The organism is Sphingomonas sp. A2-49 (assembly GCF_025548555.1).
Classification (GTDB): domain Bacteria; phylum Pseudomonadota; class Alphaproteobacteria; order Sphingomonadales; family Sphingomonadaceae; genus Sphingomonas.
In genome coordinates this window covers 175,622-197,151 of the sequence record NZ_JAJLPA010000002.1, presented here as the reverse complement: position 1 = coordinate 197,151, position 21,530 = coordinate 175,622, and the positions used below count along the sequence as shown (strand labels likewise).

19 protein-coding genes are annotated in these 21,530 nt (G+C 61.0%); 8 read left to right on the top strand and 11 right to left on the bottom strand.

Annotated elements, in window-relative coordinates:
* Positions 1–34: 34 nt before the first annotated feature.
* Entirely contained in the window at positions 35–1,195 is a 1,161-nt protein-coding gene (locus LPN01_RS04890; RefSeq protein ID WP_262827235.1) for a glycosyltransferase, read from the top strand.
* A gap of 535 nt (positions 1,196–1,730) precedes the next feature.
* Here LPN01_RS04890 and LPN01_RS04885 read toward each other — a convergent pair.
* The 3 genes from LPN01_RS04885 to LPN01_RS04875 form a co-directional block, all read right to left on the bottom strand.
* Complete coding sequence (locus tag LPN01_RS04885) at positions 1,731–2,618, bottom strand: protein-L-isoaspartate(D-aspartate) O-methyltransferase (protein ID WP_262827234.1); 888 nt, start codon at positions 2,616–2,618, stop codon at positions 1,731–1,733.
* A gap of 479 nt (positions 2,619–3,097) precedes the next feature.
* The gene (locus tag LPN01_RS04880; RefSeq protein WP_262827233.1) at positions 3,098–3,265 is read right to left on the bottom strand and encodes a hypothetical protein; all 168 of its coding nucleotides are present in this window, start codon (positions 3,263–3,265) and stop codon (positions 3,098–3,100) included.
* A 203-nt stretch (positions 3,266–3,468) separates the two neighbouring features.
* On the bottom strand, positions 3,469–4,560 hold the full coding sequence (locus LPN01_RS04875) for a glycosyltransferase (RefSeq protein ID WP_262827232.1): 1,092 nt from the start codon (positions 4,558–4,560) through the stop codon (positions 3,469–3,471).
* A gap of 397 nt (positions 4,561–4,957) precedes the next feature.
* Between LPN01_RS04875 and LPN01_RS04870 the strand changes: the two genes are divergently transcribed.
* On the top strand, positions 4,958–5,554 hold the full coding sequence (locus tag LPN01_RS04870; RefSeq protein WP_262827231.1) for a DedA family protein: 597 nt from the start codon (positions 4,958–4,960) through the stop codon (positions 5,552–5,554).
* 134 nt (positions 5,555–5,688) lie between these two features.
* Here the strand turns inward: LPN01_RS04870 and LPN01_RS04865 are convergent, their stop codons facing one another.
* Entirely contained in the window at positions 5,689–6,228 is a 540-nt protein-coding gene (locus LPN01_RS04865; protein ID WP_262827230.1) for a phosphatase PAP2 family protein, read from the bottom strand.
* 301 nt (positions 6,229–6,529) lie between these two features.
* On the opposite strand from LPN01_RS04865, the gene LPN01_RS04860 reads away from it, so the two are divergent.
* The 3 genes from LPN01_RS04860 (at position 6,530) to LPN01_RS04850 (ending at position 11,545) form a co-directional block, all read left to right on the top strand.
* Entirely contained in the window at positions 6,530–7,198 is a 669-nt protein-coding gene (locus tag LPN01_RS04860; RefSeq protein WP_262827229.1) for a response regulator transcription factor, read from the top strand.
* A gap of 143 nt (positions 7,199–7,341) precedes the next feature.
* Entirely contained in the window at positions 7,342–9,963 is a 2,622-nt protein-coding gene (locus tag LPN01_RS04855) for a TonB-dependent receptor (protein WP_262827228.1), read from the top strand.
* 340 nt (positions 9,964–10,303) lie between these two features.
* A complete protein-coding gene (locus tag LPN01_RS04850) occupies positions 10,304–11,545 on the top strand; it encodes a cytochrome P450 (protein WP_262827227.1) in 1,242 nt (413 codons plus the stop codon).
* 447 nt (positions 11,546–11,992) lie between these two features.
* On the opposite strand, the gene fliE is transcribed toward LPN01_RS04850, so the two are convergent.
* The 3 genes from fliE to LPN01_RS04835 all read right to left on the bottom strand — a co-directional run bounded on the left by fliE (position 11,993) and on the right by LPN01_RS04835 (position 14,285).
* A complete protein-coding gene (fliE, locus tag LPN01_RS04845; protein ID WP_410482794.1) occupies positions 11,993–12,442 on the bottom strand; it encodes a flagellar hook-basal body complex protein FliE in 450 nt (149 codons plus the stop codon).
* Positions 12,443–12,779: 337 nt separating this feature from the next.
* Entirely contained in the window at positions 12,780–13,223 is a 444-nt protein-coding gene (locus tag LPN01_RS04840) for a DMT family transporter (protein WP_262827226.1), read from the bottom strand.
* 90 nt (positions 13,224–13,313) lie between these two features.
* A complete protein-coding gene (locus LPN01_RS04835) occupies positions 13,314–14,285 on the bottom strand; it encodes a diacylglycerol/lipid kinase family protein (protein WP_262827225.1) in 972 nt (323 codons plus the stop codon).
* A gap of 1,140 nt (positions 14,286–15,425) precedes the next feature.
* Between LPN01_RS04835 and LPN01_RS04830 the strand changes: the two genes are divergently transcribed.
* Positions 15,426–15,608: a hypothetical protein gene (locus LPN01_RS04830; RefSeq protein WP_262827224.1), complete on the top strand. Its 183-nt coding sequence runs from the start codon at positions 15,426–15,428 to the stop codon at positions 15,606–15,608.
* 282 nt (positions 15,609–15,890) lie between these two features.
* Here LPN01_RS04830 and LPN01_RS04825 read toward each other — a convergent pair whose 3' ends face one another.
* Both LPN01_RS04825 and LPN01_RS04820 read right to left on the bottom strand, forming a co-directional pair.
* Positions 15,891–16,538, bottom strand: coding sequence for a DUF2490 domain-containing protein (locus LPN01_RS04825; protein ID WP_262827223.1), 648 nt, complete (start codon positions 16,536–16,538; stop codon positions 15,891–15,893).
* Positions 16,539–16,660: 122 nt separating this feature from the next.
* The gene (locus LPN01_RS04820; RefSeq protein WP_262827222.1) at positions 16,661–17,776 is read right to left on the bottom strand and encodes a VacJ family lipoprotein; all 1,116 of its coding nucleotides are present in this window, start codon (positions 17,774–17,776) and stop codon (positions 16,661–16,663) included.
* Positions 17,777–18,741: 965 nt separating this feature from the next.
* Between LPN01_RS04820 and LPN01_RS04815 the strand changes: the two genes are divergently transcribed.
* On the top strand, positions 18,742–19,032 hold the full coding sequence (locus LPN01_RS04815) for an HU family DNA-binding protein (RefSeq protein WP_262827221.1): 291 nt from the start codon (positions 18,742–18,744) through the stop codon (positions 19,030–19,032).
* A complete protein-coding gene (locus tag LPN01_RS04810) occupies positions 19,029–19,529 on the top strand; it encodes a MucR family transcriptional regulator (protein WP_262827220.1) in 501 nt (166 codons plus the stop codon). Before LPN01_RS04815 ends, LPN01_RS04810 begins: the two co-directional genes overlap by 4 nt.
* Before the next feature lie 117 nt (positions 19,530–19,646).
* Here the strand turns inward: LPN01_RS04810 and LPN01_RS04805 are convergent, their stop codons facing one another.
* Both LPN01_RS04805 and LPN01_RS04800 read right to left on the bottom strand, forming a co-directional pair.
* Positions 19,647–19,772 carry a hypothetical protein gene (locus tag LPN01_RS04805; RefSeq protein ID WP_262827219.1) on the bottom strand — a complete coding sequence of 42 codons (126 nt, stop codon included), beginning with the start codon at positions 19,770–19,772 and terminating at the stop codon, positions 19,647–19,649.
* A 421-nt stretch (positions 19,773–20,193) separates the two neighbouring features.
* Positions 20,194–21,183, bottom strand: a complete 990-nt coding sequence (locus tag LPN01_RS04800; protein WP_262827218.1) for a cation diffusion facilitator family transporter — start codon at positions 21,181–21,183, stop codon at positions 20,194–20,196.
* Positions 21,184–21,530 lie beyond the last annotated feature (347 nt).

The window sequence follows — 21,530 nt, the reverse complement described above, 5'->3', positions numbered from 1 at the left end:
GGTGCGCCCGTCATGGGTCCGCCCGGAGAACCTCGTGCGAATTCTCGACGTATGCGCCTTCTACACGCCGCATGGAGGCGGCGTGCGGACCTATGTCCACCGCAAGATGGCGGCGGCGACCGCGGCGGGCCACGAGGTCGTCGTGCTCGCGCCGGGTGAATGCGACGGCTGGCGCGAGTTGTCGGGCGGCGGCATCCTCGCCACCATCGCGGCGCCCAAGCTGCCGGTCGACCGCCGGTATCGGTTCTTCAACGACGAGCAGGCGCTTCACCGCGCGCTCGACACGTGGCGACCGGACGTGGTCGAGGCGTCGTCCCCTTGGTCCAGCGCGTCGATGGTCACGCGATGGTCGGGTGCGGCCAAGCGCTCGCTCGTGATGCACGCCGATCCCATGTCCGCCTACGCCTATCGCTGGTTTGGCCGGGTCGCGAGCGTGGCGACCATCGACCGGGGCTTCGAACGTTTCTGGCGGCACCTGCGGCAGCTGGACAGCGCGGTAGATGCCGTGCTGTGCGCCAGCGACGAACTGGCCGGACGGCTCGTCGCCGGCGGACTGACGCGCGTGGTGACGCTGCCGATGGGCGTGGAGCCGGGAAGGTTCTCGCCCACGCACCGCGATCCGACCCTCCGCGCGGGCCTCCTCGCCCAGTGCAACCTACCGCCATCGGCAACCCTCCTGCTGGGCGCAGGGCGCTACTCCGCTGAAAAACGTTGGGGCATGGTGATCGACGCCGCTACGGCTGCGGGCAACGCAACGCCGGTCGGCCTCGTGCTCGTCGGTGACGGACGCGGCCGCCGTGGTCTGGCCGCGCTTGCGAGCTCGCCGCACGTGGTCGTCGACGCCCCTGTCCACGACCGGTCGCTGCTCGCGACCATGATGGCGAGCGCCGACGCGCTGGTTCATGGCTGTGAGGCCGAGACCTTCTGCATGGTCGCTGCCGAAGCCGCAGCAAGCGGACTGCCGATCATCGCACCCGACCGGGGCGGAGCCGCCGACCACGTCTTGCCGCCGGGCCGACACTACCGCGCGGCGGACGGTGGTTCCCTGCGCGACGTGCTGGTCGAGTTCGCCTGCACTCGGTACGGACGCTCCACGCAACCCAGGCCACTCCCAACCCGCACGATGGACGAGCATTTCGGCGAGTTGTTCGCGCTGTACGCAGGCCTGCGCAGTCCCTGTCGCCTGGCTGCGTGATTGCGGAGCGGCATCTTGAGCACGGTCGACAAGTATCTGCTGCGACTGGTCGCGCTCCGTTTCGCGGCGGTGGTCACAATAGTGAGCGCCATCATGTCGCTCGAGAACGCCTCCCGGCTTGCCTTGTTGGTTGAACGAACTGGGACGCCGTTCGCGCTCTTGTCGCGATTGATGGCCAGCCTGTTGCCGGAATATCTTGCTATCGCCCTCACGAATGGTGAGGGAGCCTGGGATACCGCCTTGGCTGCAGTCGCGTGTCGGCTGGGTCGGTCGGCGCGAGACGGCGTTCCGCTCACTCGCCGAACAGCACGCATCCGGCGGGTCCTACGTAGATAATGCAGCAGAACGCGTGAATCGCCGGTCCGCGATCGATGTTGATGCTGTAGGCTGGTGCCGCTCCTCCTAAGATTAGTAGCGCAGAACCGCGGCCGCGCCGAGGGAGCGGGTGCTGCACCCCACATAACGAACGCCGAACCCAACCATCGAGGTTGGCGCGGCGCGGGCACCGCCACCGGTACCGGCTAGCGATTGTTCCTCAGGTAAGGGGCTGAGCGTGGCAGCTCGGAATACCGCGGTCGATGAGACCGCGGCTATCGGCGGCTCGCTCACCTGTGCCCGTCAGCGGTACGAACATCGTCCATCCAAGCGAACAGCGCCTCACCTCCCCGTCTGCGCGCTTGCTATAGACGAGCAGCTGCTCCTGCGCCCCGCTCGGGCCGACCGGCATTACCAGGCGCCCGCCGGGCTTGAGCTGGTCCAGAAGCGGTTGCGGCACCGCGGCCGCGCCCGCAGCGACGACAATGCCGTCAAAGGGCGCATGCTCGGGCCAACCCGCGAAACCGTCTCCGGCGCGCACCTCGATGTTGCGGTAGCCGAGTCGGCGCAGCCGGGCCGCGGCCTCGTCGGCGAGTCCCTTGACGATCTCGATGGAGGACACCCGCCGGGCCAGCGGTGCCAGCAGCGCGGCTTGGTATCGCGAGCCGGTCCCGACGTCGAGCACCTCGGCGTTCGGCGGAAGTCGCAGTTCTGCCGTCATGATCGCCTGGATGTAGGCATCCGAGATGGTCTGGCCGTAGCCGATCTGAAGCGGGGTCGGTAGATAGGCATATGGTCGCGCCGCGCGCGAAACGAACTCTTCTCGCGGGATCGCGCCGATAATGCTCAGCACGCGCTCGAATTGGGCGTCGTCGAGGGCCGGATCGGCCTCCCTGACCTGACGACGAATCCCTTCTACCAGATCGCGACGCTTCTCCGCAAAGCTGCGGTGCCGATCCGCTGCGATCCGTCGAGCGAGCGGCAAGGCTATCCAGCCGTCGCCGCCAGTGGCCCGAGCCTCGCGTCGCGAGTTCGGTTGTTTCTGTTGGGCGTGCAAAATCGCGATGGGCGCGAACCCGATCAGAAGAACCGTCACCAGCCATTTCATATGTCGCCACTCTCCTCGATATCGCCGCCAAGACGCTGCGGTGGCTGAGAAGTCGCAGTTCGACGCCGCTCCACGCGCAAGGCTACCGCTGATCGTGGCTGCCGCAAGCAGGGCGGGCCGTGGTCCAACCGCCGCGCACTCAGAAGGTAGCCGATCGCTGTGACGGTGAACAAGCTGAGCGCCGTCACTCCGCCGAGCGCCGACACGTCGATCGCCACGACCTGGAGCCACCCGCAACCTTCTGGTACGGCCAAATTGGCAGGCGACCTCATCGCGAGCAGCAGCCAGCAGTCGGAGGCCGACGTCCCCTCCACCCAGATCTGGAACCCTAGCCCAACCATCGCGAGCAGCGTGGCGGCTAAGACTAGGAAGGCGACGGTCAGTCTAGCTTCGCGCCGGGCAAAAGCGTGATACGAAGAGCCGGGCCTGGCTTGTGGAACGAGAGGTACATCAAAGGGGTCCTCCAATCCGTCCACGGTTCACTCCGGTGCCACGAGGACCACGCCTGCGCCGATCAGCGCGACGATGAACACATTTCGCTTGTCGACGGGAGTGACCCGCGAGGCGTTCCCTAACTCAAGGGCACTACGGTAACGCAGCCACGAAGACCCGGTCACCAGCCCCGCCAGAACCTGGAACGCCCACATGCGCGCGCGCCGACCGGCGACGCCCGGCAGCTTACCGGTCGTCGCGAATAGCGTCTCGCCTTCGGCAGCTGTGCGAAGTGGCGCACGGGAATGTTCAGGAACTGACCTCGGCGACGAGCGCCGGCGTCCCCGCCCTGTATTCCGCGGGGTGAGGACAAGACCGGAAACCACGCGGTAAGTGCAAATTGCAGCGAACGTCTTCCTCACCCTGACGTAGCAGCTTGATCTCGGTGCCTTGCTTCAGGGGCTGGGGCAGACTGAAGCGACGTGACACTCCGGAACTGGTCGACGAACGTCTGCGCGGACTTTTCAAGCGAGCATCTGACGAGTTTCTCATGGACCCTTTCGCGAGACGGCATCGGCACGGAGAGCATAGCATGCGACAACGAGACGACGTCGCCCCAGACCGCCAGCGCGCCAAGGGCACCGTCGTCGAGCAACGCGCGAACGCCGGCATCCGTGTCCGACCCGATCACCCCCAGTCCGGCGGCAAGCGCGTGCACCATCGCATTCGGGACCCCCGGATCGCGCGACGGCAGCATGAGCACGTCGTGTTTCTCGAGCTCTTCCAACGGGTCCCTGCTCGGTGGTGCGAAGTCGATGACATTGTCGACGTGGAGCGCACGCCCCCACTTCTCCAGTCTGGCGCGAAGCCCGCCATAGCCGATGATCGTCAAGCGATCGCCAAGACGGCCGGCAAGCGCGAACGCCCGCACGCCCTGGACAAAGCTCTTGGGGTCATTCGAGTTGCCCAACAGCACGTAGGATGTATGCGAGGATGGAATGCGGCGGGGATGCGTGCACCTCATTGTCTCGGTGGCATCGACAAATGAGGGTGCGGGGGCGGATAGGAGATGCACCAGCGACAAGCGGTCGGCGAGCCTTGCCAGCAGCTTATCAGACCACGTGGTGTTGCAAGCGTGCTCCTCACTAAGCTTTGATCGATGGTGCGACCGCTCCGGGGACGAGAAACGAGGGCGGTGCCGAAGATCGAGCACGTGGTTGATGCTGGCCACGATCGGAGGGCATAGCCGGCCAAGAACCGTGCGGGCGATAATCGCGACGGCGGCGTACATTGGATCGGGGCAGAAGATAACGTCCGGTTGCCAGCGGCGGATCTCCGCTGGCAAGCCTTTGAAAAGCCGCAAGCCCTGGCGCCACTGCGACGTGCCGCAATGCGCGCATAGTTCGGCGGAGCCTTCATTGCCACATTTGAACGCCCCGTCGGCTGGGCGGAGAATGCGCACTTTCAGCCCTATCTCGCGCCAGCGCTGCACGAGCGTGAGCAGGGCCATCTTGTCGCCCGAGGGGTAGCCTCGAAGAACTACCAAAATCCTCATATCACCCATCGGCAGGGTTGACCGAGGCACAGCGAGGGAGGTGCACTGTCGGCAGTGGTTTGCCGTGGCGTTGCCGACCGTACCCTCTTCGTGCTGGGCTGTTGCAAGTTCATGCGCTGGAGACGCCGTCGCGTATCGTTTCCGCAGTCGCCGCGCCCGCACCCGGTCGAGCCAAGTCTTCACTTCAGCCTTAATCCCGAGAGCCAATCCGCCCCGGACACCTCGCTTGTTGATAGTGCGCTGTTGTTCCGGAAGCCAACGAGCGGTTCAGTTTCGGCAAGGTTTGGAATAGCTAAGGTGCGACACCTGGCCGGCCATGCGACGGCCCTGTTCATATCCTGGAGCCGCCTGCATGTTCGACTGGATCACGTCCCTGATTTCACGCACCGGCTACGGCGGCATCGCTCTCCTCATGCTCGCCGAGAATGTCTTCCCGCCGATCCCCTCAGAGCTCATCATGCCCCTTTCCGGTTTCGAGGCCGCGTCCGGCAGGCTCTCGTTTGCCGGGGTGATTGTCGCGGGTAGCGTAGGATCGCTGGCCGGCGCGACATTTTGGTACTGGATAGCGGTCTGGCTCGGGTCCGACGGGGTTCGGAGTCTGGCGGCCCGGCATGGCCGCTGGATGACCATGTCGCCCGACGACGTGGATCGCGCCACGGACTGGTTCCGAACCCGTGGCGGCAAGGCGGTGCTGATCGGGCGTCTCGTGCCCACCGTCAGATCGATCATTTCGGTGCCAGCAGGTCTCTCAGGAATGCCTTTCAGACGTTTTTTCGTTCTGTCGGCCTTAGGCGTGACCGTGTGGTCTGCCGTCCTCGCCACCGGAGGGTACATGCTGCGCAGCGCGTACGGGACGGTAGCTCACTACCTCAATCCTATTTCGGCAGTAGTGCTGGTGCTGCTCGTCGGATGGTATCTGTACCGTGTCGCGACCTTCAATCAATCGTAAGCAGGTCATGCAGTTGAGTGCGGCACAGAAGCGCGAGCCTGTTTGGATCGCGGCATGCGGCGAGGGTCTATCCCTGCCCGCCAACGATGACCGTTACCCAGCTCTCAGCTCTGCGCGGAGTTGCTCTTCGGGGATCAGAACCGCGCCGCGAAGCTCACCCCGCCGCTGCGGTATCCCGCCCACGGCACCAGTTGAACGCGATCGTTGCGCTTCGACGTCAAGAACAGCCCGCTGGCGCTGCCTATCACCGCCCCGGCGAGCACGTCCTGGACGTAGTGCTTGTCTGCCTGCACCCGGGCGAAACCGACTAAGGTCGCCATGACGAGAGCGGGCAGACCCGCCTTCCATCCGTAGCGCTTATCAAGCGTGGCAGCGGCGGCGAACGAGACCGAGGTGTGTCCGGATGGAAAGCTGCGTCCGTCGCTTCCGTCTGGCCGACGTTCGTGGATCAGTTCCTTGAGCACGAAGGTCGTGCCGCCCGCAACGGCCATGCCGCCGCCGGCCTCCAGCGCACCGCGCCAGTCACCCTGGACTACCGGAACCCCGATCGCGGCCCCAACCAGCAAGTCGCGGCCGATGCTACTTGCGCGATCCCAATCCTTGTCGCTAGCAACAGCCGGCGACGTCCAGAGCAACGGTGCGGCTAGAATGAGGAGCTTAAACGGCGCTTTCATTTCGGCACTCCCTGTCATCGCGAACCCAAGCCGCTGTTCGCACGGCGGGCGCCGCCCGGTCGCAGCGTTCTTAGCCGCCGCTTTCCTGCTCGGGGAGCGCATTCTAGGCTGACTTCGATGCCAGCCGTCGTACGTCACGGTCCCGTGGATGGCGGCGGCAGTGAAGCAGCCCCTTTTGCTTTGGAGACAGACATGATAGCCGCTGCTATACAAGCTGTGTTTGTGCTGAGAACCCATCCCCCGTTCCTGCAATGCGCAAATGCGTTTCTTACCTCGAGCTCAGGCTTCTTTAGGGCCTTAAATGCGATTGCTCATCGTCGATAGCGACACCGCAACAGCCAGATCTATTGCGCGGGAACTCGAAAAAAGTTTCCACCATGTTTTAGTTGCGGGCTGCGTCCGAGAAGCGCGGTTCGCAATCGAACAAGAAGATCTGGACGGCATAATTATGGAGCGACAGCTGCCATTTTCTGATGGGAATGTACTCCTAAAGGAGATAAGAAGCCAGGGGTTAATGATTCCGGTGGTAATACTTACTGCTCCAAGTGGCGTGAGAGAACGAGTAGAGGCACTCGATGCCGGAGCAGACGATTACCTCGCAAAGCCCGTAGATATCGATGAATTACTCGCTCGCATAAGGGCCATAGCTAGACGATCGCCCATCTTGATCGACCCAGATATCATAAAAATCGGAGCAATAGAGGTTAATTTACGCAATCATCGAGTGACACACGACAAGAGCGAAGTGCATTTACAGCCACTGGAATATAAAATTCTTATTGAGCTAATTAGACAGCCTGACAAGGTAGTCAGTCGCAAAAGTCTTTATAAGAAGATTTGGGGATATGACAATGCTCCAAAGTCTAACAGCATCGATAGCCACATTCGACGACTAAGAAGTAAACTATCAGGTGATGGTGGCTTAAGCCCTATTGTTACTGTTCGCCGTCTTGGATATTACATCAAGTAGGCATTTTCATTTTCTGCGCTGCGGCGTTACACCAGATTTACGAGGTTTATTGTCACATTAGTGTTACACGGCTGTCACATGTTTGACCCATTCGTCAGGTAGCGGCTCCTCCATAGGACAATGCATCCTGACAAGGGGAATTTATGCGCTTTCGGACGGGCTTCCGCCTGCAATTGCTTCTGAGTGGCGGGCTACTGGCGACTACCGCATCCCCGGTTTTTGCTCAAAGCGTACCATCAAGCGATATGGATGCGAGTGTTGAGCAGCAATCCCCAGCATCTGGCAGCAGCTCCACCGCCGACGATAGCCTTGCCGACATTGTCGTTACGGCCACCAAGCGCGAGACCAACCTGCAGCAGACGCCGATCTCGATTTCCGTGCTGAGCGCAGAGGTGATCCGCGACCGCAAAATTCAAAGTCTGCTTGACCTTGCCGACGGAGGTGTTCCTGGCCTGCGCATTGCGACGTTCGAGGCGCGCCAGTCGGCACTGACGATCGGAATCCGCGGCATCGTGCCGCTCGACGCCAACCAACCTGCGCGCGAGCAGGGCGTCGGTGTCTATATCGATGGCGTCTATCTCGGCCGCCAACACGGCCTCAACGCCGCGCTGTTCGACGTCGAGCGGATCGAAGTCCTCAAAGGTCCGCAGGGCACGTTGTTCGGTCGCAATACCGAAGGCGGCGCGCTGTCGCTGGTCACGCGCGCGCCGTCGGGCAAGTTTGGCGGGCGGGCCGAGGGCGGCTTCGGCAATCTAGGCGGGCGTAACGCTTCGCTTCATCTCGACCTACCGCAGGTCGCGGGTTTCTCAGTTAAGCTCGACGGCGTCATCCAGCATCAGGACGACGTCACGCGCAACCCGCTCGCCGGACAGCGCGGCTGGGGCTATTATAACCGCAAGGGCCTGCGCGCCGCCGTTCGCTGGCAGCCGGTCGATGGTATCACCAACGACTTCGCCTATGATGTCGCGCGTGACGAGAACACGCCGTTCTACAGCCAGCTACTCAATTATAACCCGAACGGCTGTCTGAGTGGTGGCACCAACGCCGCGCCGCTTGCGGTCCCGGCGGGCAGCACCTGCGTAACTCCCGGCACCGCGTTCACCGGCACGCAGGGCACGGTCCGTTCGCTACTGCCTGGCGTCGTGGTCAATGGCGACACGTTGCAGCGTGTCGCCGATATCGGCGTCCCCCAGCAAGTCAGCGTCGACAAGACGTTCGGCTTCACCAATGCGTTCAAGTGGCAGATCGCACCCGAGATCGAGCTCCGCTCGATCACCGCGTGGCGCGGCGTCGACGTGCAGCAGTTCGACAATTCGGGCGGCGCGCACCGTGTGCCGGTCGTCAACCTGACCGCGGCGTGCGCCGGAGCAAATTGCGGATTCAGCCGCTATAGCCTTGCCGATTTGCGCCAGCGCCAGTTCAGCCAGGAGTTTCAGGCGGTCGGCACGGTTGGCATCGTCGATTACGTCGCGGGCCTTTACTATTTCAACGAGCGCGTCAGCGACGACGCCGCGACGCCGAACTCGATGGGCGCGACCGCGGTCCTGACCAACGGCGTGGTGACAGGCGCGACGTACGCACCAATCCCTTTCTGCACCGCGAGCACCCCCTTGTTCGTCGGCACGGCGGTCAACGGCTGTTCGATCGACCGGGCCTCGGTCGTCCGCTCGCGCAGCTATGCCGCGTACGGCCAAGTCACGTTGAACGCGACCGACGCGCTGCATGTGACCGTCGGTGGTCGCTACACGATCGACAAGAAAACTGGCGCCCTGACCTTTTCGCGCAACATCAACTACGCGACCAATCCGACGGCGGCAGCGGCGAACGGCTATGCTCCGCTCGACAAGGAGTCCAAGCGCTTCAATCCGCTGGTGACGGTCGCATATGATTTTACCGATCGGGTTCACGGTTACGCAAAATACGCGACAGGATACCGCGCCGGCGGTGCCAGCTCGCGCACCTCGAACTATCAGGCGTTCAACCCGGAGGACGTGAAGAGCTACGAGATCGGGCTGAAGACCGATTTCTTCGATCGTCGCGCGCGCTTCAACGTCGCCGCCTACATCATGAATCGCAAGGGCAGCCAGGTCGATCTCAGCACCATCCAGCCAACCGCGACCGGCAACTTCAACAACCTGGTCACGTTTAATGCGCCCGGCACTACTAAAATCCGCGGCATCGAAGCTGACCTCACCGTGCAACCCGTGGACAATCTCACGCTGTCGGCATCCTATGCCTATACCTACACCGACATCCCGCTAGTGCCCGTCACCTACCGCGAGTTCTCCGCCGCCGGCGTGCCGACTGGCAATCTGACGACGGTCGATCAGAAGTTCTTCATTGTCTTCACCCCACGCAACGCGGCTAGCGGGGCGATCGACTATGCGGTGCCTTTCGGCGGCGGCGATACTCGGGTTAAGTTTCACCTCGACGCCAATTATGCGCAGGCGACGCAAACCTTCGATCAATTTGCGACTAAGGCCGATGCATCCTTTATCGTCAATGGCCGCATCAATCTCGCCGACATCGGGCTCGGCAGCGGCGGTGGGCAGACGCTGACGATCGGCATCTGGAGTCGCAATTTGTTCAATGAGCATTACGTCTATCGCCGTGATCCGTCGAACAGCCTGCCGGCGGTACAAACCACGGCGGCAGCCGGCGTGCCAAATGTGCTGCGGGTTGGCAACAACGGCGGCATCCTCGGCGATTACGGAAACTTCAACGTGCCGCGTACCTTCGGCGTGGACGCATCATTACGTTTTTAGGCTAGATCAACGTCCCTTAAGACGTCCAGGTCGACGACGGCGTGAGGCTGGCTTCAGCCGGCCCGGCACGCCGACAGACAACGCGCTCTTCGAATGCTCCAACGTCCACCTGCGCGACGGGTGTTCTACACGCACTGGTTCCTGTAGCGGAACGGCGTCCAGCCAAGACCGAGATCTGGAGACGGGACTATTACGAGAGTCGTCCTCTTACATCGCTTGGCTGAATGACGCCGGTCGAATATGCTGCTGCTGCGGCCGCCAAGGCAGCCAATTGAACGCCGGAGCCTCACGCTCAATTCGGATGATAAACCAAGGGATCCTCATTCCGCAAAGGCGATCGATGATGAGTCGAAAGCGTTCCCGAAAGCACCTTGACCACACGCTGGCGCTGTTGGCCGATCCTTATCGGTTCATTGGTCGGCAGGCGGACGAGGCGGGAGCCGATATCTTAGAGACTCGGCTGCTTCTGAGAAGCACGACCTGCGTCCGCGGATCCGAGGCGGCAGAGCTGTTCTATAATCCGGACTCGTTCAAGCGCGCCGGTGCTATGCCCGCACCGGTGCGCAAGACACTGCTCGGCGAAGGTGGTGTGCAGGGACTCGATGGCGAAGCGCACCGGCATCGTAAAGCCTTGTTCATGTCGCTCATGGCGCCCGACCGCGTTCGCGAGCTGGGGCGAATCTTTTCGGAGGATTGGCTTCGCATGACCGCGAGCTGGCGCGGGCGCGACGAGATCATACTCTACGATGAACTCCATCCCATCTTTACAGAGGCAGTCTGCGCCTGGGCCGCCGTTCCGCTTCCCCCGGAGGACCTCCGCCGCCGGACGAGCGAGCTTCGGGCGCTCTTCGATGCCGCAGGCGCGCGCGGTCCTCGGCATCTCTGGTCGCGTTGGGCGCGCTGGCGCGTCGACCATTGGTTGACAGACATCGTCGAAGCGGTTCGGGAGGGAAGGCACGCGCCGCCAGCTGGCACGCCGGCGTACATGATCTCTTGGTGGCGCGATCATGTCGGCGATCTCCTCCCGGCCAAAATCGCCGCCGTCGAGCTCGCGAACATACTGCGCCCAACGGTGGCCACGAGCGTCTACATCGTTTTCGTCGCACACGCGCTGCATGCTGAACCGCACGCCAGCGAGCGCGCCGCCGCCGACCCCGAGTATCGGCGGGCATTCGTGCAGGAGGTGCGACGCTTCTACCCCTTCTTCCCCGCCGTGGCCGCGCGCGCAAGCCGCAACTTTACTTGGTGCCATTGGCGGTTTCCAAAGAACCGACGGGTGCTTCTGGACCTCTACGGGACAAACCATCACGGGCTGACGTGGGGTGATCCTGAACAATTCCGGCCTGCCCGATTTCTGGAAGGAGATCCCGGGCCCTACGCGTTCATTCCGCAGGGCGGCGGCGGGCACCTCACAGGTCATCGGTGCCCAGGCGAGTGGATCGTCATTGAGCTGATGGAGCGAGCCGTTTGCCTGTTGTCGGCGATGCGGTACGAGGTCCCGGAACAGGATCTGGAGATCGACTTCCACCGTCTGCCAGCTCTCCCGAAAAGCGGGTTTCGGATCATCAAAGAGGGCGCTTGATGAGAGGGTTGCTGACGTCCTGCGGCTTAGAGTAAAACCGGCACCGCGGCCATATTGTATTGCGACCCCGCCTTCGCTTTGGCCCTGCGAATGCAACTTATTACAAAGCCGAGATCGGCGAGCGAAGGGCGGGGGCGGTCTCCCCGCTCGCTCAGTAGTTATGACTTGATCCGAAGTAGCCATGGACCAGTCGGCCAAAGGGGTTGTCGAAAGTCGGCTTTACTCTCGACGCTGTAGCGGTCCGCCTTCGAACTGTTTCTTGGTCAGGGTGACGACATCGCCGCCCCTGTTGGTCGCGCGGTTTAGTGGACCGTCCAGGACCAAGCTGCGCCTTCGCCTGTGCCTGGCAAATGCCCCCGATGATCGACGATGTCACCCAGGCGGCAGGCCCTCCGTAGACTTTTGATGGCTGAGTAATTGAAAGCTCTTGCCGAGGATCTCGCCGCGTTATATTTGCATGCTCATAACGTCCTTGTATGCGGAGAGCAGTTTGTTGCGGACCTGCAGGGTTGCCTCAAACGCGATCGAGGAGCGCTGGCCGGCGAGCATGACCTTGGCGATGTCGGTCGTTTCGCCCCTTTCATATGCCTCAGCAGCGGAGCTATCTGCCTCATCAAGCTGATTGACCTTTTGCAATTGCGCTTTAAGCGTAGATGCGAAGCTCGTAGGCTGAGAGGGTGAGGCCTGACCTGTGGGTGCCGCCCCGTTTGGACCACTCAGGCCACCCGCGCCTCTCTGCAAAACCGCGTTCATCGCGGACTCAAAGCTCGGCCGCCCGACGACGGTTGGATTTGCGATCGAGCTTGGGACACTCGCAACATTGCGCAGCACTGCATTACGCTCAAGGATCGCGCCGCGCGCCGCGAGCATATTAACATTGATAGAAATGTCGCCCACTGGGTCCATTCTCCTAGCTCTCACTCAACTTAGGGAACCCGTAGCGTCAAGTCGTTTCCGCATGGTTAACAGACCATAAACGACATCGATACGCACGATCGCCGGCGGTCAAGTAATCTGCCTCACCGCGTAATCTGAATAGATGGCCCTGCTATTTATTCTATGGCTGCCGCATTGTCGTTCGGCCAAAAATAAATGTCGGGCGTCCCACCCAAACGCTCGCCAGGCGCGGCTCGTAAACTCGGCAAGTGCCACCCCCCCTAGGCTGCTGTGCGGACGCCGATATGTCATCCAACCGACCGCCCAGTCAGGTCGCTCCTGGAACAGGGGCCCTGAATTAGTTTCGGGCAATCAGGCCCACGCCCGCAATCATCAACATCCCGCCAAGGACGCGCGATATAGTGACCGGATGCTCTTTGAATCCCATCAAACCAAAGTGATCAAGTACTATGGACATCATCACCGCCGCCGTGACCGTTAGACCAAGATATGGTGCCGCGCCGACACGCTGCGCGACCAAAAGCTGGGACATTACTACGGCTGCGCCCATGACGCCGCCTGTCCAAGACCACCAGGGCGTCCCGTTCAACCTCTCGCCGCTTGGCCAAGCAAGCTGGCCTGAAATAAGGCCGGCGGCAAAAAGGCTGGTCGCGCTCACCGCGACGACGACCAGGGCCGCAGGATAGGTCGTCGCCAACGACTTGCTCAAGGTTGCGTTAGCACCAGCCTGCAGTGCGTTGAGCATGCCAGCGAGAACCGCAAAACCATAAAGCAGATACATTTTCGTTTCCATTGTAGTTCACCTGCTGGTTGTTCCCTCGGCTGGGGGCCTAAGCAGCGAGTTTCAGTTGCAGACGATCGACACCCTAACCTATGGTTCCTGGTCCTCCAGCTGGGGAAGGTCGGTTGGCGCCATCAAAAGCAACGCTTCACGTGCGACCGACACCCGGATGGGCGTCTGCGTAATCACCTCGCCATCGACCGCGACGTGCTGCTTGGGCACGGTGTCGATCGTCAGCTCTGACGCGGTGAGTATTTCGATATCAGCAGGGCCGAACGGCACGCCGAGGGCGAGCCGCGCCCATTCTCTCGCCAACGCCCACTTGGAGGGCCCTCTGAGAATGTGGATGGCAATCCTGCCGTCATCGGGGCTGGCGTCACTGTCCACCAACACGCCGCCCTGGAAACCCCCGTTCACGATCCGAACGTCAAATGCTTTGAAGGTTGTCTTCTTTCCGTTGATCGTGACGGTACAACCGAATGGCGCGTATCGAACGAACTTCCCTGCCGCGACGAACGCGTATGCGCCTCGCCCAATCAGGCGCTTCAAGTTATGCGGTGTCGCCCGACCGACGATGGCCGGCATTCCGATCGAGGACCCATTGGCAAAATAAGCGTCGCCAATCATGGCCAAGTCGATATCAGCGACCTTGCCATTGACCAGGACGTCAATTGCTCCAGCGATATCAAGCGGAATGCCCAGAGTACGAGCGAAACTGTTCGCCGTGCCCAGTGGCAGCAATCCAAACACGACATCGGTGTAAGCAAACTCTCCAATAACAGAGCTAATCGACCCGTCCCCGCCTCCCACGATGATAAACTTTCGGCCTTTAGCGATCTCTTCCCTGACTATTTCCACCATCCGCTCTGGATAACGAATGGGATAAGCCGCATCGAGGGCTATCCCAGACTCCGCTAATAGCCTTTTGGCTTCCGAGTAGATACGGGCACCACTTCGTGACCGTGTGTTTACAATGAGAACGGCGTGGCGCCCTTCCTTGATCTCGCGATCAAGCGCGGCTTTTTGCGCGCGGCGCTCGGGAACGGAACGGCGAAGGGGCATCTTAGCTCCTCTTTATGGAGAGATAGGTCGGGGACGATTGAGCATCAGGACTGGAGCTGGTGCGAGTCGGGCGAGATCCACGCGATGCCACCGTGGCTCCGGAAGGTATGTTCGATCATCGACAGAAATGTCCTAGTGCCTATTGTGCTGCTCCCCTCCCGGCTCCCCAACCGATCAGAAGGCGGAGTCCCCGCCGTCATGACCATGCCAACTTCGGCGATTGGCGTGAGGGCGTCGGCTGACACGAAGAAGGCGTGTCTCTTCATGGTCTTCCCGCCTGGGGGTATGGCAAACGGGAAGTCTGTCGCACCATCGGTCCGCGCGCATTAAGAGCTGCGGCAATACCCCTGCAACTTGGAATAACCCAGCTAGTAACTGCACTTCACGACGACGGGAGGCACCTTTCCCGCCGGCCCGTGCTCTCTGACGCAGCGCAAGCTTTGTCCCGAGACGCGGGCCTGGCCCCTGTTGGTGCCACACCCGCTAACAAACATCGTCGCGGCGATCGTGGCCGATGCGATCAGAACAGCTTGAGCAATCATCTGATCCTCTTTTTGTCGAAGCATCGAACTAACACGCCCACCGCAACGCGCCTCTGTCCACAGCGGTTAAGCTCCCATAGCTTCTACAGCAACTAGAGGGTCAAGCTGTTTTTTTGTCCGGGTGCGGGGGTCTGAACGGCGCGCAACGTGCCTCGTCTGGTCGGACTAGGTTGCAGCTTTCGATTGGGCACCGGATTTGAACAAGGCGGAAAGGGCGGGAGATGCGTGGCGATCAGGTTCGCCACGAGAATCTGGAAGTCCCCGCGCTAGCCATGTCAGTGTGTTCATGATGAGGGCTTCGTGCTCTGCCAAATCACTTCCAGGGTCACCTAGACGATGAAGAGAACGGCCAAAGCAGCCGCACCTGCAAGACTTAAACGAAAACGAAGTAGCAAGCCGATCCCGAATAGCGATCGCGCGGCGGCAAAAAAGAACTCCTCGTGCTGGCGTGCGTCGAGCGGGAGGTCCGTCAGATGCCTCGCGCCAATTCCGGATCAGCGGCAACATGCCGGCGAGCAGAGTCCACTGATTGATCTCGTCAGACAACATCTTCGCGAGCCCGTTCTGGGCGCGGTTCCGCAGCACGAAGAGAGCCGCCATGACGACGGCGGGCGCTTCGCTCGCGAACGGCATGAGCTACTGGATCAGCAAGAACTTGTCCAAACCCCAAGAGGCGACCTGCCTCGATCATCGACTCGGCGAAAGGCTCGGCGGATACAAGAATGACGGCGGCTGCGACTATCGTCAGCGTTCCCATCGCCAACCAGTGGCGAATGGGTGAAAGCGCCATGAGCGCGGCGGCCGGGCCGGGCTCGTCGTCGTCGTCCGCGCCAGTCTCCTGTCAGCTGGCGCTGTAAAAAAGCCTGCGGTGCTGACCAGAAGGGGTGTTCAGTGGCGCGGCAGTTCGGGTCGCGGTGCCAGCTCGTTCCCGCCGTCGGGGACCGCTTTGAATGCCATTGAGCCAAACCGGCTGTTTTGGCAGCCTCGGCTGTGGTCAATTCGATTGTCGCGCGAACGATTGTTCGCACGAGAGGCTCGAATGTGTTCGCGGTGAAAAGTCAGATTATAGCCTGATCAGAAACCCCAAGGTCAGCGCGTGCTCCATCAGGTCGCGATTAGCGCCGTTGAAGCGGTACTGATTCATATAACCGACTTCGGCCTTCAACCTTTCGGCGATTGGAAAGGACAACGTCGCCGAATTGCGCATCCGCTCGTGGCCTGCATCCTGGCCAAAATCGGTCGTGTTAAAATTAAAGTAGCTCTCGTGCGCGAATGTCAGACTGAGCGCCTCGCTGAGCGGCAGCGCATAGGAAATCGCAGGTCGGACGCGATGGCCGACATCTTGGCCATTCCCTAGAAAGCGCTGCTCGAAGCGGACGCGGCCCGCCAGCTTGCCCCCTCCCAGCATCATGATCGGAAAGCTGATCTGCTGTCGCGGACGCCACTCGGTGTTGCTGATCCGGCCGTTGCTGAGCGCGACGACGCGGTTAACGCCGCCAGTCAGCGTGACGCCTTCAGCAATCTCGATGCCGACTACGGCGGAATACTGGCTTTCATAAAGCCCGCCGAGATCGTCGCTGAGGCGCTGGTTGGTCTCGATCACCAGTTCGACGCCCTCAAAGAGCTTGGTTGAAGCGTCAAGCTTGATCCATGACTGCTCGTCCTGATTTTGAGCGAGCGCTGGCGCAGTGGCAAGGCTTAGTCCAAACACGGCTATGATCGTCGACCAAATGTGCCTCATATCTCCACTGACTGCCTATTCAGATGATAATGGCTGCGTTCGCGACGGTGCGGTACCCAGTGCGCTATCACGCGACATGACTAGCGCTTAGCTTAGGGTTGACTGTCGGGCTCGACTGCGGCCTCCGCGACAGGGGTCTCCGTCGCCGTCGACTCAACCAAAGGCGTCTCACTTGGGACCGTTGTTCCAGAAGCCGGTATTCCAGGTAAGACTGGACGCAGCGCTGCGCCCGGCTCCAAATTCTTCGGCACAAACGGCCGTACGCTGGGCGGGGGCTCGGACATCCCCGCCGGATCCCCTTCGCCGCGCCCATGAAGACGATCGATTTCCGCCTGCCGCCGATTGAGATAAAAAGCCCGCGTCGCCGCGTATGGATCAGGCGAATTGTCGTGCAGGTCCTTCAGCGTCTGATCAAATTCGGAGCGATGATCGAGCGCGCCCAAGACGCCTGCCGGTGCGGTGTAGGTCGCGCTGGTAAACGGCTTGCCTACTCCCACTGGCAGAATCAGCCGATCGATTGCTCCACCAAACAGGTCGCGCACTGTGGTCGGCCCGACCAGCGGTAGGAACAGGAACGGCCCGTTCTTCACCCCGTAATATCCGAGCGTGTTGGCAAACCCGTTCGACCGGCGCGGCAGGCGAAAAGGTTTTCGTTTGGCGATATCAAGCACGCCAACTGCGCCGAGTGTGGAGTTGATCGCAAACCGACCAACCGTCTCTGCCGCCTTTCCAGGCTTGATTTGCAGCAGGAAGTTCAAAAACACGATTGGTTCGCGCAGATTATACAGGAAATTATGGACGCCGTGCCGGATCGGACTGGGTACCGCTTTCTTGTAAGTCCGCGCGACCGGCCCGATCACTGCGTTGTCGACCTTCTGGGTCACCGCGAACGATTCGGCGTTAACCGCGCGCAAGGGATCCCCCGCCGACTCCTTGCGTCCGGTAACGACGATGTCGTTTTGCGGGGTGGGCGGCATTCTGACCGGAGAGACGCCGATCGGAGGGGTCGCCTGTGTCGGCGAGGCCGGCATTGCCTCTGGCGAAACCGGAACTGGGGTTTCTTGCTCTGACGGTAGTGATCGCGCGGCAGGCGAAAGATCGGCAACGCCGGAGGATGTCGACGAGACTTGGGACGTCGTTCCTGCGCCATCGTCGGCAAGCTGTACGGGCGCGCCCGTTATCAGCATCGCACTTATAACTGCCAGCATTGACGAAAATCCCGAATTAAATCCGGCGGCAGCCAAAGACCGGCCGGGGTTGAGGGTCCTCCGGATTTCATCCAGGTCGAGGGTGAGTATCCGGCGTGCATCCGCCGGTTATCTTAGCCGCCGCATCTGCATATTCTATCAGCGTCAGCCAGCCAAGCGATGTGTGCACCGGACCTCGTCATATTCCCGCGGACCTCGATCTTGGCTCGAGCGTCCTTCAGCGAGAGAACCAAGGCGTGTTCAGACAATCGACCTACAGACGATTGTTGGATGACCCCACGAACATATTGTCCGTCGCGCTCGCCCGGCCGAGTAAAGACGAGTGTGACCCCAGCGATCAAGGCCTGCGAGATTAGCTCGGGACCGCTATCCATCTAAATGGTCTCGGGCGCACCGCGCGCCAGCGCAATCCGCGTCGTTGCCGATACCACCTGCTCGCAGTCGATGACCTGGTCACGTCGATCGCCAGTGCCTCGCGTGTGAACGTACCGACCACCGTCAGCGCACGGCGACGACGGCCATTTAACAGCACGTCCGAGGCGACGGCTCAACTGAGCTTGTCAAAGGCCTATCGACCACATCTCTTTCGCCGCCCACTTAGGAAGCTGCCGCGGTCGGCGGCGCTGACGTTGCGCCTGGGCCACTTGCGCCGAAGGCTCAGTTCGGCAAAGAGTCCCGGCTGCCGGCGCGCCGGTCTCCGCCTGCTTCAATGCAAATCCGAACTCCTCGTCCGTATATTTCGACTTCTTCACGGCATGGTCAATCCTCGCGGTAAACTTCAATGCCTGAAAACTCGAACTCACACCGGATGAGAAAACAGGGAGGACGCCGACGGATGAACATACTGGCTCGACACAGTCGCTCGCTCGTGCGCACAATCGTGCGTAATTTTTTGCGGTGCATTGGTCTGAATGAACGATGTTGAGATGCGTCGACGTTATGAATCGTAGACATGGAGAGAGTTGATGAAGCTGGATGATCTCGTGAGAAGTGTTGGGGCGGAAAGCGACCTCAGCACGGTCAAGGCGCGCGCGCTGATCGACCATGTGTTCGGCAGTATCGGCGATGCGGTTGCCCGCGGTGAAGAAGTGTCGTTGCCGGGGTTCGGCAAATTCTCCAGCAAGGGCACGAACGCGCGCACCGGACGCAATCCACGCACTGGCGAGCCTATGGAGATCGCTGCATCGACCAAGGTCGTATTCGTCCCGGCCAAAGCCTTCAGGGACAAGTTTCCCGTCGCAAAGGGTCGTTCATGACTACAGAGTTTGACACTGGTCCAAGCGTTATCGAACTCGCAACCGAGCTAACGATCGCTTGGCTGAGTAACCCCAACACTCGCGCTTCGGCCGAGGATGTGCCGGCGTTCCTCGCCACGATGCGAGATAGCGTGCTGCAACTGATCGGTCAGCCAAGCGCGGTAGATATCGAGGAAACTCCATCTGACCTGTTCACCCCGGCGGTGTCAGTGCGCAAGTCGCTGGCGTCCAAGGAACACATCATTTCGATGATCGATGGCAAGCCGTACAAGACCTTACGCCGTCATCTGGGCGGGTATGGTCTGACCGAGGAAGAGTATCGGCGCCGGTATAAGTTGAAGCCCGATTATCCGATGGTGGCGGAAGCGTACTCAGCTGCGCGTCGCGCCATGGCAAAGAAAATTGGCCTGGGCCGTAAACCTGGCTTGCGGATTACAACGACCCAACCGAGCCCACCTAAACGGCCGAAGTTGAAGCTGTCGACTGTCACCGGATAATTGTTAGAGTCCATGGCTGTCGACCAGTTTGGATCCTAGCAGTGCCACTTGAGCGGCGCGGAGCGACATCAACTTACCGGGATCGGTTGGCGCGAGGCAGCCGCAACGAAACGCCGATCAATCGGCAGCGCCTTCTGCCCAGATACGCTCCGCCACATGGATCGGCTCCTGAATAGTCGGGGCGCGGTCGCTTGCCATGCGCTCGATCACGACGTCATCGAATACTGGGCTTATCGAGCGCATCGTCGGTCCTCCTAGCAACCGCTTAAAGAACAACCATGACGCCGTTATGGCAGAGCGTCCGCACCCGGCCTTTGTCATTTGCTGGTGCTCGCGCGGCCGCGCTGAAATTGGCCCGAGCGTGTGCCGGCACGTGAAACCGCTCGGCCGACTGAAGATGTCGGGTAGCGGTCGATGGAGAACGCCGGTCCGAGGCATGAAAAAGCGTGCTTGCAACCCCTAGATTGTTTCTGACGGTCACAAGTCCATATAAGTCAACGTAAGCTTGATGGCAAAGGCCAGAAACGAGCGTGATGTTGCGATGTTTGGTGAACGCAGCGTCGTTGAACGTAGGTCTCAGGTATATATGCGAAATGAACGTGGTTAGAAGAGAACGACTTTACGATAATTCAGCGGGAAACGCTCGCGGCTTTGGCAATCCGAGCTAGACGGAGTTGCGAAAGTTCTTGGCATATCTTCCCACCGACAACCCGTCGAAATCCCGATCGTGGTGCTCTGATAAACCGAAAGGGTCTGCGTGAATGACAAGGTCGGCGCTGGGGAAAGCAGCTAGAATGCGATGCTCTGCGGCCTCAACAATTTCATGGGCAGCGGCAAGGGACTGATCAGGTTCCAACTCCATGTGCATCTGAATATGGAGGAACGGCCCTGAGGCGCGGGTTCGAAACTGATGGACGCCTAGAACCTGCTGATCGTCCAGCGCCAGCTTAAGGATCTGATGTCGATCGGCTTCGTCGACCTCGCGATCGAGCAGCTCGTTCGACGCTTCGCGCAACACGTTGATCGCGCCCTTGATTAGCCACCCGGCGACCAGCACGCCGGCCAGCGCGTCCCACCTTGCTTCGCCAGAGAGTCGCGCAAGCCCGATACCGACGATCGCCGCAGCGTTCGATACCAGGTCCGCAACATAGTGAGCGCGGTCGCCCTTGATGGCAACGGAGCGCGTTTGTGCGATCACTGAGGCTTGGGCGCGCACCAAAGCGAGGGTGGCGGCCACGGACACTATCATGACGATGATAGCGCCGCCCTGGTCCTGTACGGGCTGGGGGCGCAGAAGATGCGTGATCGCTTCGCGCGCAATTAGCGCCGCAGAGGCGAACACTAATCCAGCCTGCAGCAGACTGGCGAATGCTTCCGCTTTCCCGTGCCCGTAGCGATGTTCGGCGTCAGCGGGCAGAACGGCGACGCGTACCGCCCAGAATGTGCCTAGCGCAGCCACGAAATCAAGGCCCGAGTCTGCCGCCGAGGCCAGCAACGAAACCGAACCACTACGCCACCACACGGCTGCCTTCAGCAATGCCAGCGACAGACCGACTGACACTGACAGCCAGGTTACACGGGCCGTCAGCTTCGCCGTTTCGGCCGCACTCATCCGCTGTGCGCCGACAGGGTCAGGAGTGGTGGATACAAACATGTCAGGCATTTTCCGGATGATCTGTTTACGACGTGGTCGGCCTCAGGAGTTCGTCAGCGCTCGCATCTGATAATCACGAAACGGCGTAAGCGGACAGGCTTATCGATGGGGACAGAATGTTGACCGCCAGTGGCGGATTGATGGAGGTGTGCCGCAAAGCTGCAGCTCAAGCTTATAAGACCCCGCGTTGTGATCGAGTACCCTCGCCCGCACCGCAGTCAATCGAGTACACCAGCTTATCGAAGCAGCGTCAGGCAAGCTACAAGCTTTTCCTACTCCGTCGCGTACGATCTGCTTGCAAACTGATAAATCGCTCCCGGCTGACCCCAGATTGGCGCGTCAACACC